Annotated in this window: 14 protein-coding genes; 5 read left to right on the forward strand and 9 right to left on the reverse strand. The window is 61.7% G+C overall.

The annotated features are described in order from the left end of the window. Positions 1-330: 330 nt before the first annotated feature. The 4 genes from QLG02_RS10170 to clcA all read right to left on the reverse strand — a co-directional run bounded on the left by QLG02_RS10170 (position 331) and on the right by clcA (position 4,030). Positions 331-1,293: an IS1595 family transposase gene (locus tag QLG02_RS10170; protein ID WP_282465105.1), complete on the reverse strand. Its 963-nt coding sequence runs from the start codon at positions 1,291-1,293 to the stop codon at positions 331-333. Between the two features lie 119 nt (positions 1,294-1,412). Then, positions 1,413-1,763, reverse strand: a complete 351-nt coding sequence (gene erpA, locus QLG02_RS10175) for an iron-sulfur cluster insertion protein ErpA (protein ID WP_005304404.1) — start codon at positions 1,761-1,763, stop codon at positions 1,413-1,415. A gap of 90 nt (positions 1,764-1,853) precedes the next feature. Beyond that, positions 1,854-2,549: a DUF6776 family protein gene (locus QLG02_RS10180; RefSeq protein WP_252411190.1), complete on the reverse strand. Its 696-nt coding sequence runs from the start codon at positions 2,547-2,549 to the stop codon at positions 1,854-1,856. Positions 2,550-2,635: 86 nt separating this feature from the next. Beyond that, a complete protein-coding gene (gene clcA / locus QLG02_RS10185) occupies positions 2,636-4,030 on the reverse strand; it encodes a H(+)/Cl(-) exchange transporter ClcA (RefSeq protein ID WP_017411006.1) in 1,395 nt (464 codons plus the stop codon). A 222-nt stretch (positions 4,031-4,252) separates the two neighbouring features. Here clcA and hemL point away from each other — a divergent pair, with 222 nt between their 5' ends. Continuing rightward, positions 4,253-5,539 carry a glutamate-1-semialdehyde 2,1-aminomutase gene (gene hemL, locus QLG02_RS10190; protein ID WP_282465106.1) on the forward strand — a complete coding sequence of 429 codons (1,287 nt, stop codon included), beginning with the start codon at positions 4,253-4,255 and terminating at the stop codon, positions 5,537-5,539. Between the two features lie 46 nt (positions 5,540-5,585). Here the strand turns inward: hemL and QLG02_RS10195 are convergent, their stop codons facing one another. Beyond that, positions 5,586-6,548, reverse strand: a complete 963-nt coding sequence (locus tag QLG02_RS10195; protein WP_282465107.1) for an IS1595 family transposase — start codon at positions 6,546-6,548, stop codon at positions 5,586-5,588. Here QLG02_RS10195 and QLG02_RS10200 point away from each other — a divergent pair. Both QLG02_RS10200 and QLG02_RS10205 read left to right on the forward strand, forming a co-directional pair. Continuing rightward, the gene (locus tag QLG02_RS10200; RefSeq protein ID WP_282465108.1) at positions 6,547-6,729 is read left to right on the forward strand and encodes a hypothetical protein; all 183 of its coding nucleotides are present in this window, start codon (positions 6,547-6,549) and stop codon (positions 6,727-6,729) included. The two genes, QLG02_RS10195 and QLG02_RS10200, sit on opposite strands and share 2 nt — an antisense overlap. A 59-nt stretch (positions 6,730-6,788) precedes the next feature. Further along, positions 6,789-7,604: a hypothetical protein gene (locus QLG02_RS10205; RefSeq protein ID WP_029304894.1), complete on the forward strand. Its 816-nt coding sequence runs from the start codon at positions 6,789-6,791 to the stop codon at positions 7,602-7,604. A gap of 60 nt (positions 7,605-7,664) precedes the next feature. On the opposite strand, the gene QLG02_RS10210 is transcribed toward QLG02_RS10205, so the two are convergent. Together QLG02_RS10210 and QLG02_RS10215 are read right to left on the reverse strand one after the other, a co-directional pair. Beyond that, positions 7,665-8,567, reverse strand: a complete 903-nt coding sequence (locus tag QLG02_RS10210) for a sulfite exporter TauE/SafE family protein (protein WP_282465109.1) — start codon at positions 8,565-8,567, stop codon at positions 7,665-7,667. A 257-nt stretch (positions 8,568-8,824) separates the two neighbouring features. Further along, a complete protein-coding gene (locus QLG02_RS10215) occupies positions 8,825-9,547 on the reverse strand; it encodes a phosphatase PAP2 family protein (RefSeq protein WP_282465110.1) in 723 nt (240 codons plus the stop codon). Between the two features lie 175 nt (positions 9,548-9,722). Here QLG02_RS10215 and QLG02_RS10220 point away from each other — a divergent pair, with 175 nt between their 5' ends. Then, positions 9,723-10,250 carry a DUF2937 family protein gene (locus QLG02_RS10220; protein WP_045526141.1) on the forward strand — a complete coding sequence of 176 codons (528 nt, stop codon included), beginning with the start codon at positions 9,723-9,725 and terminating at the stop codon, positions 10,248-10,250. A gap of 75 nt (positions 10,251-10,325) precedes the next feature. On the opposite strand, the gene QLG02_RS10225 is transcribed toward QLG02_RS10220, so the two are convergent. Both QLG02_RS10225 and QLG02_RS10230 read right to left on the reverse strand, forming a co-directional pair. After that, positions 10,326-11,906 carry a response regulator gene (locus QLG02_RS10225; RefSeq protein WP_045789066.1) on the reverse strand — a complete coding sequence of 527 codons (1,581 nt, stop codon included), beginning with the start codon at positions 11,904-11,906 and terminating at the stop codon, positions 10,326-10,328. Between the two features lie 113 nt (positions 11,907-12,019). Then, a complete protein-coding gene (locus QLG02_RS10230; RefSeq protein ID WP_282465111.1) occupies positions 12,020-12,901 on the reverse strand; it encodes a LysR family transcriptional regulator in 882 nt (293 codons plus the stop codon). A 156-nt stretch (positions 12,902-13,057) separates the two neighbouring features. On the opposite strand from QLG02_RS10230, the gene QLG02_RS10235 reads away from it, so the two are divergent. Then, positions 13,058-13,548 (forward strand): SMR family transporter (locus QLG02_RS10235; protein ID WP_282465112.1); only part of this gene is annotated, 491 nt, incomplete at its 3' end.

Below are 13,548 nucleotides of genomic sequence, written 5' to 3' on the forward strand. Positions count from 1 at the left end.
ATGTTCGATGCTGTGAGTGCCCACACAGATTGCTTGATTCAAATTGTTAAAGAGCAGGGTCAATAACTATAACCCTCACTGGTTTGCTTTGCAAGCCAGACCAGACGCGCACTGCGCCGTGCTGATGGAGGCGCATTATAGGGATATGATTCTCGCTGACAAGCGAAAACTCCGTGTTTTTTTGAAAAAGACGTTCAAGTGTTTAACTAACCATCAATCAGGATAGAAAACGCCCCAACAGCAACCCAAAGGAAGCCCATCAAGGCCTCTTGAGCATTACTGGCTGGTCCAGAGCGTCCGACTATAGGGATGGGGGGCCAAAACAAAAGGCTATGTCCCAATTACGTGTTGCATGGGGCGCCTCAGCGCCTCATGCAAGCAACGTGAGATATTCACTTCCCGCCCATAGCGTTCCAACATCCTTCGCCAGCCCAGATAATTCCTCAGATAGTGGGTCGCGACCCCATGGAACCGCTCCATCCACTCCTTCAATCGCCTGTGGTACCCGTTCACATGTTGGATGTGATATGCACCCACCACCCGCTCTCCCGCACGGTTGTGCACCACTTGGTGGGTCATGCCCTGCGACTTGCTGAAACTGGCATACACCCCAGCGCCATCGCTGCACAGGACGGCATCCGGGGCGATAAGCGGCTCAAGCACCGCCTTCACTGCCCTGGCATTCAGCTGTTCCAACTGGAAGTCAGCCAGGTGGCCTGCCCGGTCTTGCACCACCATCACCGGGATATAATCCGGCCCTGTGCCTCGGGTACGGCCTTTGCCGCCACGATGGCGGGCCGGGCGGGGCAATCCGCGCAGTCCTTTGAACGACTCCAGGAAGAAGGCCTCATCGACCTCGACGATACCCTCTTCCCGTACCGCCTGGTGGCTGGCCATGGCCTTCAGGAAGCGGTGACGCCACAAAAAGGCGGTGTTTTTACCGACCCCACAGCGGAGCGCCGCCTGCCGGACGGTCAGACCGTCGATGAGGGCCTGTGCATAGTCTTCCCAGCACTGTGGCTTGCGAAGTCGGGCGAGAGGCGTGTTGGTGATCACGGAACTGGTGCGCAAACACTGCTTGCAGCGATAACGGCGCAGCCCTCGAGACCAGCCCCAGGGAGCCAGTTGTGTGGCCTGGGCCTGGCAGTGAGGGCAGTATTGGCATGCGGGAAGTTGAGTGGCCAACGAGGTGATGGGGTGAGGGGTGGTGAGTTCCTGTTGCGCGAGACGACGCTGACGCAAAGTGAGCAATGGGAAGAGGGACAGTAGATGTTGAAAGGCTTGGGTATCCATGATGGCGGCCCTAAAGGTGATGACCTACTTCAAGGTTAGCCTTTCAACACATAACTGGGACTGAGCCAAACAAAAAGGGCCCCTTGGGGCCCTTCGATATCACGCGGTATCTTTCTATATCAGATAGAGAAGCTGGAACCACAGCCACAGGTGGTGGTGGCATTGGGGTTGGTCACGGTGAAGCGGGAGCCTTCCAAGCCTTCGGTGTAATCCACGCTGCCGCCAACCAGATATTGCAGGCTCATGGGATCTATCACCATGGTGACCCCGCTCTTCTCGACCACGGTATCCCCTTCGTTGATCTTCTCATCGAAGGTGAAACCATACTGGAAACCGGAGCAGCCACCGCCCGTGATGTACACCCGCAGCTTGAGCTCGGGATTTTCTTCTTCGGTGATCAGGGTCTTCACCTTGTTGGCTGCCGCATCCGTCATCTGGATGGGCAACGGGGCTTCTGCTACTGCACTCATTACTGACCTCACAACCGTTAAATCCACAAACATGGAAACCGCGAAATTATCCAATACCCGACCATTCAGTTCAAGTATTCACCAAGCTTCTTACTGTGCGGCCGGTACGGGTGCCGGTGGAACGACTACCAGCGGCTTGATTACCTCACCCCATTCAGCCAGCAGCTCCTGGGCCGGTTGTCGGCCATCCTTGCCGATGGTGACCCGTACCCGATCCGGTACAAAGCCTTCCGGCAACTGCCAGTTGCCTTCCAGCAACTGGAAGTAACGCAGTGCATAGCGCCCCTCCCCCACCTTCATACCCAGCTCGCGGCTACCGAGGGTTCTGGGCTTGTCGCCCTGACTGCCTTCCACCTTTATCTGTACCTGACCACGAAACAGCTCGCGCTTCTTGGCGGGCTGGGTCAACGCCAGCCGATAGTGATAACGGCCGGGGATACTGGTCTCCTGCAGGGTAAGGTTGTCGATCACCACCCCCACCTGCTCACCGGTGGGGCGCATGATCCGCTCGAAGAAGGCCAGCTGGCGCTTCTGCTCCTGTACCTGGGCCTCCTGATCCTTGAGCGTCTGCTGCAACTGCTCGAACGCCGCCTTCTGGGTAGCCAGCAGCGTCTCCTTGATGCCGAGCTCGCTCTTGAGCTGGCCGATGGCCTTGCCTTGGCGCTCCAGCGTCTCCTGCTGCACCGTCAGCAGGCTGCTCTGGGCCAGCTCCTGGCGATTACCGACGAAATAGCCGATGAGCGCCCCCACCATCAGCACTGCCAACCACTTCACTATCTGGGACATAAGGCCTCTTTTGTTACTGCGCATACTGCGGCCACGCTCCCTTCACTATACGCGACTCAAGCAGATTCAGGCCGGCAGACAAAGGGTTAACCGGCGGTGACGCCGCTTTCTCCCCGCTTTTGACGCGCAGCAAGCCGTAAAGTTCGCTCCAGGATCTGGGAATAAATCGGGCGGCCCCCCAACCACTGCGCCACCAGGGTCGCACCGACCGTGGTGATCATCATGGGCAGGATCAGCTGATAGTTGTCAGTCATCTCGGTCACCAGCACGATCCCCGTGATGGGTGCACGCACGGTAGCGGCAAACAAAGCGCCCATGCCGGCAATGGCAAAGGCGCCGGGCTCGATGCCCAGCTCCGGAAAGGCCGCATGGAACAGGTGGCCGAACACCACCCCGAACAGGGTGCCCAGCGCCAGGGTCGGGGCAAACACCCCGCCCGGTGCGCCTGAGCAGAAACAGACCAGGGTGGCCACCAGCCGGATGGAGAAGATGAGGAACAGGGTCGCCATCGCATACTCCCCGCCCATCAGATGGGGGATGAGCTCGGTACCACCGCCGGTCACCGCCGGGGCAACCAGCGACAACACACCGAAGGTCCCCGCCACCAGCGTCCCGATGGCCACGAAACGGTGGCGCTTGTTTTGATGCAGCGCCAGATAGCCATCCTGACAGGCCAGCACCAGCTTGTTGAAGACGAAACCCAGCACGCCGAAAGCGGCTCCCATGAAGAGGAACAGCCAGAGCGCCCTGAGGGCCGGCGCATCGTAGTGAGGCAAGCTGATCACCGCCCCCTGCCCCTTCATGTTCTGCAGCATCAGGGTTGCCATGATGGCGGAAATGCCCACCGCCTTGATGGCCAGAAAGGAGTAGCGAAACTGCGGACGCATCTCCTCCATCACGAACAGGATCCCCGCCAGCGGCGCATTGAAGGCCGCGGCCAGACCACCGGCAGCCCCAGCTGCCAGCAGGGCGTGGCCATGCTCCTTCGGTAGCCGGAAGATATCCGCCACCATCTTGCCGAGGTTGCCGCCGATCTGTACCGAAGGTCCTTCCCGCCCCAGCACCATGCCGGAGCTCAGGGTGCAGATGCCACCGAAGAACTTGACCGGCAACACCCGCCACCAGCGTACCGGACGCAGCTCGTCCATGGCCCCCTCAATCTCGGGAATGCCGGAGCCACCCGCCTCCGGCGCAAAGGTATGAGTCAGGAAATAGCCAATGCAACCCAGCAAGGCGCTGAAGCCAAAGCCGAGCAGGCCGAGCTGCCACCAGGGGCGATCGGCCAGCAGGTCGACACGCTGCTGTGCCAGCCAGTGCACGCCCGATTCGAACAGCCCGCAGACCAACCCGGCCAGGGTGCCGACCAGCGCTGCCAACAGCAGCACCAGCAGGGGCATCTTGTCTTGATGAATGATCCGCCGCAGGACGGGGCCGCGGGGAGGCGAGAGCGGTTCGGAGGAGGAGAGAGCTTGTTGCGACATGAAAAAACCACATTCGTTTGCTGACGGAGGTGACGATCATCCGGCCTGCTGTCCGGCTGCCCAGCACCGGGCCTTTCTGCTATAGTCGGCCCGTTTCATTTAACACGGGGCAGTCCTTGGCCGGGATCAAGAGGGCAAGCATACTCCAGCGCCCCCTGACTGCCGAGCCGCAATCGGCCACCTGCGCCTGTGTGACGACCAAAATCCCATTAAGGATGATCCATGTCAAAATCAGATCAGCTGTTTGAACAGGCCCGCCAGACCATTCCGGGCGGCGTCAACTCACCGGTCCGCGCCTTCAATGGGGTCGGCGGCACACCCCGCTTCATCGATCACGCCGATGGCGCCTACCTCTATGACGTGGATGGCCAGGCCTATGTGGATTACATCGGCTCCTGGGGCCCCATGCTGCTGGGTCACAACCACCCGGCCATCAAGGCCGCCGTCATCAAGGCGGTGGAGAAAGGGCTGAGCTACGGCGCACCGACCGAGATCGAAGTGCTGATGGCCGAGAAAGTGCGCCAGATCGTCCCCTCCATGGAACAGGTCCGGATGGTCAACTCCGGCACCGAGGCGACCATGAGCGCCATCCGGCTGGCCCGCGGTTATACCGGTCGCGACAAGATCGTCAAATTCGAAGGCTGCTACCACGGCCACGCCGACTCCCTGCTGGTCAAGGCCGGCTCCGGCGCGCTGACTCTGGGTCAACCCAACAGCCCGGGCGTCCCGGCCGACTTTGCCAAGCACACCCTCACCTGCGTGTTCAACGATCTGGACTCGGTGCGCGAAGCCTTCACCCAATACGGCAGCGAGATCGCCTGCATCATCGTCGAGCCGGTCGCCGGCAACATGAACTGCATCCCGCCGGTACCCGGCTTCCTGGAGGGGCTGCGCGCCATCTGCGACGAGTTCGGCGCCCTGCTGATCCTGGACGAGGTGATGACAGGCTTCCGTGTCTCCCTGCGCGGTGCCCAGGGCCACTACAACATCGACCCGGATCTCACCACCCTCGGCAAGATCATCGGTGCCGGCATGCCGGTCGGCGCCTTCGGCGGCAAGAAGAAGGTGATGCAGCACATTGCCCCGACCGGCCCCGTCTATCAGGCCGGCACCCTCTCCGGCAACCCGGTGGCCATGGCTGCCGGTCTGACCATGCTGGACCTGCTGCTGGAGCCGGGCCTCTATGAACAGCTGAGCGCCAAGACCGCCCGGGTTGCCGAAGGGCTGAAAGCCGCTGCCGCCAAGCACGGTATCCCGCTTGCCATCAATTACGTGGGCGGCATGTTCGGCTTCTTCTTCACCGACGATCCCGAGATCACCCGCTACGAGCAGGTCACTCGCTGCGACATGGAACGCTTCAAGCGCTTCTATCATCTGATGCTGGAAGAGGGCGTCTACCTGGCGCCGAGCGCCTACGAGGCGGGCTTCCTGTCGCTGGCGCACGGCGACAAGGAGATTGAACACACTCTGGCCGCCGCCGAGCGCAGCTTCGCCAAGCTGGCCGGCTAAGCCGCCGCGTGTCGCCAAAGGGCCCTTCACGGGCCCTTTTTTATGGCTATGTCCCAATTACGTGTTGCATGGGGCGCCCCAGCGCCTCATGCAAGCAACGTGAGATATTCACTTCTTGCCCATAGCGCTCCAACATCCTGCGCCAACCCAGATAATTCTTCAGATAGTGGGTCGCAACCCCATGGAACCGCTCCATCCACTCCTTCAATCGCCTGTGGTACCCGTTCACATGTTGGATGTGATATGCACCCACCACTCGCTCTCCCGCTCGATTGCGCACCACTTGATGTGTTATCCCTTGCCCCTTGCTGAAACTCGCATACACCCCGGCACCATCGCTGCACAGGACGGCATCCGGGGCGATAAGCGGCTGAAGCACTGCCTTCACAGCCTTGGCATTCAACTGTTCCAACTGGAAGTCAGCCAGGTGGCCTGCCCGGTCTTGCACCACCATCACCGGGATGTAATCCGGTCCTGTGCCTCGGGTACGGCCTTTACCTCCACGATGACGGGCCGGGCGGGGCAATCCGCGCTGTCCTTTGAACGACGCCAGAAAGAAGGTCTCATCGACCTCGACGATACCCTCTTCCCGTACCGCCTGGTGGCTAGCCATGGCCTTCAGGAAGCGGTGACGCCACAAAAAGGCGGTGTTTTTACCGACCCCACAGCGGAGCGCCGCCTGCCGGACGGTCAGACCGTCGATGAGGGCCTGTGCATAGTCTTCCCAGCATTGTGGCTTGCGAAGTCGGGCGAGAGGCGTGTTGGTGAGCACGGAACTGGTGCGCAAACACTGTTTGCAGCGATAACGGCGCAGCCCTCGAGACCAGCCCCAGGGAGCCAGTTGTGTGGCTTCGGCCTGGCAGTGAGGGCAGCATTGGCATGCGGGAAGTTGAGTGGCCAACGAGGTGATGGGGTGAGGGGTGGTGAGTTCCTGTTGCGCGAGACGACGCTGATGCAAAGTGAGCAATGGGAAGAGGGACAGTAGATGTTGAAAGGCTTGGGTATCCATGATGGCGGCCCTCAAGGTGATGACCTACTTCAAGATTAGCCTTTCAACACATAACTGGGACAGAGCCTTTTTTATTGCAGCTTCAACCTCCCTCGGCACGCCCGATGTTGGTGCAGACTTTGCGCAAATGGCACAGCGCTGTCACCAAACGGTGCATATCCCGCCCCTCTATCCGTCATAAAACGGGCCCACAATTTGCACCCAGTACCTTGGATACAAGCCCGTTTGAGCGAGGTGTATATGGCGGAAATGAGCCCCATCGATGTGCTGCGACGCTATCAGGAGTACGAAGCCGAACTGGCCCCCCTGCTGCTGGGACTGCTCACGGCATCGCCCGATTCACTCAGCAGTTATCCCTTCATCCTGAACCAGGCACCCAGCCGGGAACCACTCGGGATCCTGCCACCGGTGCCGGCGCCGCAAGCCCGTTTGCATCTAATCGTGAGAGGCCAGGGCCGTGAGCTGACCCTCTGCCTGAACCAGCTCATCGCCTGGCTGATGGGGGACAGGGAGCGACGCCGGGCCATGCCCTGGTTCAAGGGGGTTTATGTGGTGCTGAGTCTGGCGCTGTTTCTGATCGTCGCGACGCTCATCTGGCACGGGCTGGAGCAGCTCTATTTGCTGCTATGCGGGGCGCAGCAGAACCGATTGGGGGCCTTCAGCGCCATCATCTTCCTGACCCTGGCGCTGGCGGTGTTCGATCTGGGCAAGACCATTCTGGAAGAGGAGGTGCTGCTGCATAAGGACATCTTTCGCCACAGCGCCATTCGCCGCACCATTACCCGCTTCATCGCCGCCATCTTGATCGCGGTCTCCATCGAGGGGCTGCTGCTGCTGTTCAAGGGCTCGCTCGGCCAGAGCGAACTGCTCTGGCCGGCGGTGGGTGTGATGGGGTGCGCCGTGGGGCTGCTGCTGGCCCTCGGGCTCTATGTGTTTCTGGGGGCCAGGGCCGAAGCGGCGCTGGTGCAGGCCAGCCTGCGACCTCTGCCAGCCGGAGTTGCAGTGCCCGCCGCGCCGCCCGCCAAGAAACGTACCTGGTCCAGGAGGTATAGATAACGATGAAGGCCTGCCATCACGTCAATACTCCACAACCAGCACCGACACGCGCCGTACTGGCTAACCAGTAACGCCTGCCAACCGGGGTGGTGGCCCCCGCCGCGCCGCCCGCCAGGAGGCGTACATGGTCCAGGAGGTATAGATGACGATGAAGGCCACCAGCCATTTGAGCATCGCCATATCCATCGACTTGACCAGCATGGCCGCCAGCACCACGCCGACAGGGCCGAAGATGGCCACCGCCAGCACCGCCTTGGCGTCGAAGGCTCCCTTGCGGATGAAGGTGCCCGCCGAGAAGACGCTGAGCACGGCGGTGGAGCCCATCATGATGGGAAACGCCGCCAGCGGATTCATGCCGAGCAGATAGACCAGGGTCATGCAGGGGGCGAACAGGCCGATGCCCACGTTCATCAGCACGCCGAAGATGAAGTTGCCGAGCAGCGCGATCCCGAGCTTGTAACCGGTCAGCCCCATGGCATCGCCACCGAGGGGGAACAGCCCAAGCAGGCCCGCAAAGATGAGGCCGGCCACCACCAGCAGGGAGACCGCCATCACCAGCCGGATGGTCTGGCGATCGAACGAGGCGACGTGGCGTGCGCCCCAGGCCGCCCCGGCGGCCGCGGCCACCATCATGCCGATGAGAGTGAGCGGATCTACCTGCACGGCGCCGATGAAGATCAGCGACTGGGTGACCGTCGGCAACACACACTGGCCGTTGAGGGTGCCCGGCAACAGCCGATCGTCGATCAGCTTGAACTGCTTGTAGCAGGCGGTCTTCACCGCGAAGCTGCCGACCCCCAGGGTATCGAGAAAATTGGCGACAAAACCGATGGTCGCCACCGGCCAGAAGGGGGTCGATTCCAGCTCCCCCTGTTGCCGTTTGTGCCACCAGGCCCGTACCAGCATGAAGATGAACACCAGGGCGCAGATGATGAATATCAGGCGCAAAAGATTAATTAACATACAGAGTTCTCCAGCAACGGGCGGCGATTCTAAGGCAGCAAAAATAAAAAATCTTGGTCAGGATCAAGCATTCAGCCCATGCAAACGATTATCTGGAGAAAGTCATGACGAGCACGCCCGAACGAATCTGCTAATACTTGTCTATGAGGGCCAGCAGGCCTGGGGCCACCGGTGGTAGTCATGGTCATTTCGCGACGACCACAGTCACCGGCGGGAAGTAGCCAAAAAGAAGGCCGGTATGCACCGACCTTCTTTTTTTATTGCTGACTCGCCGGCGTTTTGCCTGCCAGCCACTGCCAGCCCGGCAGGCGTGGCAGTCGCCGGGCGATCCAGCCGATCAGCGCATCCGACAGCCCGGTCAACAACAGCAGCGGCAGACAGAGCAGGGTCAGCGACAGGGCCCCCACATAGACATCCGTCAGCCAGTGGGCGCCAGAGAGAATGCGGGGCGCCGAGAACAGCGGCACCATCAGCAGCGCGGTCAGCCCGGCCCAGCGCGGCAGATGGCGCAGGGCAAAGCCGGCGAAGATCATCAGGAACAGGGCGTGATCGCCGGGGAAGCTGTCGCTGGAGGAGTCCTTGGTCGGGATCCTGCTGAGCTGGGTTACCCGCAGCGCGTCCGCCACCGTCAGGGTCGGGCTGGGCCGGCTGACCGGCAGCAGATGACCGAACTGGTTGATCACCAGGGCCCCCAGCAGCATGACGATCCCCATGGCCACCAGCCGGCGGCGTCCCTGCTCGTCCGCACGCCAGAAGCAGCGAGAGAGGATGAGCCCCATGCAGGAGAGCACCGCCAAATCGAACAGCCGGTTGTTGGTCACGGCCACCAGATCGGCCCACCACCGGGCCTGACCCAGCCAGCCATTGACCAGATGGAAGACGGCGAGATCCCACTGATCCCATGGGCCGTGATCGGGCAGAGCGGCCCAACTGATGGCGATGAGACCACCCAACAGATAACAGGGTATAAATTTGCGCATACAGACTCTCCTCCCCGAAAAATGGGGCCGTATTTTAAAGCATAAAAAGCGTGACGTGAATCACACAAACGAGGGAGAAAAGGGTCATGCCTCCTACCCGGAAAGCCGGCGCGCCCCCTGCCGGCTTGGCCTGTTGCAGCCTTGCGGCTAGTATGGAGTCCCTCTATTTCGCGAGATGACGAGTGCTATGCGCAGCTACCTTCGGATGATGCTGTTTGCCCTGGGCCTGCTGGCCGGCGTGCAGATCCCGGGTCTGATCGACCTCTACTACCAGCGGCTGGATGCCCGCCTGCAACAGGCCAGCCTCAGCCTGGCCCCTTTTCAGGAGACGGCGGACCAGCACTTCAATGGCGATCTGACGGCCCTGGTCAACCACTACCGCACCAACCCGGATCCGGTATTCGCCAAAGATGCCGCCAGCCTGCAGCTGCTGGTCAGCCAGCGCCAGACCCTGCAGCAGGAGAGCGTCTACAAACACCATCCCTGGTATCGGCAACTCTCCCACCTGCTGCTGCGCGCCGAGCCCCAGCTCTGGCAGGATACCCTGCAAAACTACAGCTACGTGGTGCCGCTCAAGCAGGCCGCCATCGTCTGCGGCATGGCGGCAGGCCTGCTCGCAGCCCTGCTTGGCGATCTGTTGCTCAGTCTGGTGCTGTTGCCGTTTCGCCGGCAGCAACCCCGCACACGCTACGCGCCGCGCTGACGAAACCGACGCGGTGGCTCAGGCAGCCGGAAACAACAAAGGGGCCACTGGCCCCTTTGTTGTTTCCGTCCGGTGTCACAGCTCGTATGGCAGCCGCGACTGGCTGACCAAACGCTGGAGCGCCTGCACCACCTGGGGATCGAACTGGCTGCCGGAGCGTGACAGGATATATTCCATGGTCTGAGCCAGTGACCAGGGCTCCTTGTAGGGACGCTTGCTGAGCAGGGCATCGAACACGTCGACCACGGCCACGATGCGAGCCGACAGCGGGATCTGCTGGCCGGCCAGCTGCTCCGGGTAACCCTTGCCATCAAAGTGTTCATGGTGACCGCGAGCAATCTCGGCCCCCAGCGACAGATAGCTGGTGCCCTCCACCATCTCCCCCGCCTTGTGCAAGATGCTGGCGCCGATGTCCGCATGCTGCTCCATGATGAGCCGCTCATCCGGCTCGAACCGGCCCGGCTTGTGCAGGATGTGGTCCGGCGTGCCCACCTTGCCCACGTCGTGCAGTATGCTGGCCATGCCGATCATGTCGACGAAGCCCGGCGTCAGCTCGTCGGGATAGGCCCCCGCCTGCTGCAACTCGGCCACGATGGCATCGGAGAGCTTCTGCACCCGCAGCACGTGATCGCCGGTATCCGAATCGCGAAACTCCGCCAGCGCCGCCAGCGCCACCACGGTCGCTTCCTGGGCGCGCAGCAGCTGGTTGTAGAGATAGAGGTTGTCGTACGCCGCCGAGATGCGCTGGCAGAACACGTCCAGCAGATCGCACTCGAGCGGGTCGAGCGGCTGGGTGGGAGTGAAATTGAGCACGAACTCGCGCCCGTTCTGGGCGGCGATATAGAGCGCATCCTGGGGATGCTCGAAGCGATTGCAGCGATTGGCCAGCGCACTCATCACCGAATCGTGCAGGGCCGGGAAGGCGCTGAGCGGCACATCGCTCAGCAGGGATTCATAGTCGCCGGTGGCCGCCAGGATCTCCAGCTCCTGTGAGCCGGGCCGGCGTTCGGCGCAGATGGCGCCTTCGGTGCCCACATCGAGAATGGCGCTGATCTGCTTGAGCACGCCGGAGGCAAATTCCCGCAGCGAATGCAGATGATAGAGATCCCCCGCCCCCTCCAGTATCTTGCCGAGCCCCTGCCGGCTCTTGTCGATGGCGCAGAGGGTCTCGTAGGAGCGCAGGGAGGCGATGACGGTGGTATAGAGCTTCTGCACCGTCAGCTCGGTCTTGGTCTTGTAGTCGTTGATGTCGTAATCGAGGATCACCCGCTGCTCCGGGGCCTGCCCCGGCTGGCCGGTGCGCAGCACGATGCGCACCAGGCTGTTGTGCATCTCGTTGCGGATCTGGTGCACCAGCCGCAGGCCGGCATCCTCGGTCTCCATCACCACGTCGAGCAGGATCAGGGCGATGCGCGGATTGGCCAGCAGCATGCGGGCCGCTTCGGCGCCGCTGTAGGCGTTGAGCAGTTCAAGCGGGCGGGATTTGTACTGAATGTTGGAAAGTGCCAGCCGGGTGGCATGATGAATGTCCGGCTCATCATCGACGATCAACACCTGCCAGGGGTTGATCGCCTTGGTCACCACGGCCTCATCGTCATCCAGCTCGATGATGTCGTCATCCAGCCAGAGCTCGTCCTTGTCTTGGGCACTGCTCATATCGTTCACGCCTCCAGGCGCTGCATGAGGGTACTGACAGTATGTACCATCAGGCAACGATGGATCACAAGCCCCAGCACTTGCTCCCTCGTGCCCGCCCAGCGCCGGCCGGTTTATTCGAACGGTTCGAGATAGGCCTGGATTGCCTTCCTCAGCCAGGCCAACACCTTGCCGTGATAGGCATTTTCCGACAGATAGACGCCGTAGTCGCGCCACTGCAGGCTGAACTTGTGCCTCAAGGTCAGCAGCTCCCCTTGCCGCAGCTGGCTCTGGATCAGCGGCGACGGCAGCACGGCCCAGCCGAGGCCATCGAGCACCGCATCGCGCATCAGCTCGAAGCTCGACAGCCCGATGTGGTGGCCGCCGATGGGCAGCAGGCTCTTGACCGAAAATTCGTCCACATAGGAGAGGGTGACCTGGGTATGACCGGTCAGATCCTGCTGCAATACCCGCTTCAGGCTGGCCAGCGGGTGGCTCGGGGCCACCACCATCAGGGTGCGGATCGGGTTGAGCACCTCGATGTTGAGGCCGCTGCGCTCCTGCTCCTCGGTGATGAGGCCGAAGGCGGCGTCGACAAACCCCTCCTCCACCAGCGCGGGCAGCTCCGGCGGCGAGGCCAGCACCAGCGAGATGCTGGTGCCGGGAAACTGGTGGCGCAGCGCCCCCAGCATCTCCCGCCACACCGCCTCGGGAATGGCGTCATCCCGCGCCACCCGCAGCGCCACCTCGGCGCCGGAGGCGTAGTGCTCGCACTTGAGTTTGAGGCTGTTGGCGGCCTGCAGCAGCCGCTTGCAGTCGTCCAGCACCTGCTCGCCGATCTCGGTCAATCGGCTCTGGTTGGCGCCTCGTTCAAAAAGTTCGACGCCAAGCTCAACCTCAAGCGCCGCTATCGCCGTGCTGACAGCGCTGCGACTCTTGCCAAGCCGGCGCGCCGTATTGGCAATGGAGCCACTGCTGGCTGATTCCACAAAGAGTTGTATCTGGTAAAGCTTCATGATCTGGGTCGTGAGCAGGGTATCCGATATTCACCTTACCTTGCCCTCTTCTCGCAAGGCAAACCGTCAGCGTCTGAATTGTCGACGCTCAGCGATTCTACCGCCTGAGCGGGCTGCGGCTATCATGGTCCCGTCGCAGCAACAAAAGGACATTTTATGTTATTCAATCGCATGCTCCTGGCCCGCATCTTTCTGACGGGCGCCATCCTGACCGAGGTCGCGGGGACCTCCAGCATGGCCATGATCCCGGAGAACGAGGCCGGCTGGCTCAACTATCTGCCGATGTGGCTGCTCATCTCCTTCTCCTATCTGTTGTTGGCCAAAGCCGCCAAAACAATCTCCATTGGTATTGCCTTCGCGCTCTGGGAGGGGCTGGGGATCGCACTGATCACCGTCGTCTCCGTGCTGTTCCTCGACTACCGCCTGAATGCTCAGGAGTTGATCGGACTGGCGCTGGCCATAGTGGGTATTGTTCTGGTGACAATGGGTGAAACCCATGACGAACCGACCGCAGGCACCAGCAGCATCCGCCGCCTTGGTACTGCCCATGACAAACCGGCTGCAGGAACCGGCAGCACCCGCCGTCTTGGCGCTGCCCATGACAAACCGGCTGCAGGAACCGGCAGCACCCGCCGTCTTGGCGCTGC

The sequence above is a fragment of the Aeromonas sp. V90_14 genome, assembly GCF_029967615.1.
GTDB lineage: Bacteria > Pseudomonadota > Gammaproteobacteria > Enterobacterales > Aeromonadaceae > Aeromonas > Aeromonas hydrophila.

Bases quoted from the DNA above. Each gene is read 5' to 3' on its own strand.
- QLG02_RS10215 (WP_282465110.1), bottom strand. From the start codon at position 9,547: ATGCGCAAATTTATACCCTGTTATCTGTTGGGTGGTCTCATCGCCATC.
- QLG02_RS10170 (WP_282465105.1), bottom strand. From the start codon at position 1,293: ATGGATACCCAAGCCTTTCAACATCTACTGTCCCTCTTCCCATTGCTC.
- QLG02_RS10230 (WP_282465111.1), bottom strand. From the start codon at position 12,901: ATGAAGCTTTACCAGATACAACTCTTTGTGGAATCAGCCAGCAGTGGC.
- QLG02_RS10220 (WP_045526141.1), top strand. From the start codon at position 9,723: ATGACGAGTGCTATGCGCAGCTACCTTCGGATGATGCTGTTTGCCCTG.
- QLG02_RS10200 (WP_282465108.1), top strand. From the start codon at position 6,547: ATGATGGCGGCCCTCAAGGTGATGACCTACTTCAAGATTAGCCTTTCA.
- QLG02_RS10180 (WP_252411190.1), bottom strand. From the start codon at position 2,549: ATGTCCCAGATAGTGAAGTGGTTGGCAGTGCTGATGGTGGGGGCGCTC.
- erpA (WP_005304404.1), bottom strand. From the start codon at position 1,763: ATGAGTGCAGTAGCAGAAGCCCCGTTGCCCATCCAGATGACGGATGCG.
- QLG02_RS10225 (WP_045789066.1), bottom strand. From the start codon at position 11,906: ATGAGCAGTGCCCAAGACAAGGACGAGCTCTGGCTGGATGACGACATC.
- QLG02_RS10210 (WP_282465109.1), bottom strand. From the start codon at position 8,567: ATGTTAATTAATCTTTTGCGCCTGATATTCATCATCTGCGCCCTGGTG.
- hemL (WP_282465106.1), top strand. From the start codon at position 4,253: ATGTCAAAATCAGATCAGCTGTTTGAACAGGCCCGCCAGACCATTCCG.
- QLG02_RS10205 (WP_029304894.1), top strand. From the start codon at position 6,789: ATGGCGGAAATGAGCCCCATCGATGTGCTGCGACGCTATCAGGAGTAC.
- QLG02_RS10195 (WP_282465107.1), bottom strand. From the start codon at position 6,548: ATGGATACCCAAGCCTTTCAACATCTACTGTCCCTCTTCCCATTGCTC.
- clcA (WP_017411006.1), bottom strand. From the start codon at position 4,030: ATGTCGCAACAAGCTCTCTCCTCCTCCGAACCGCTCTCGCCTCCCCGC.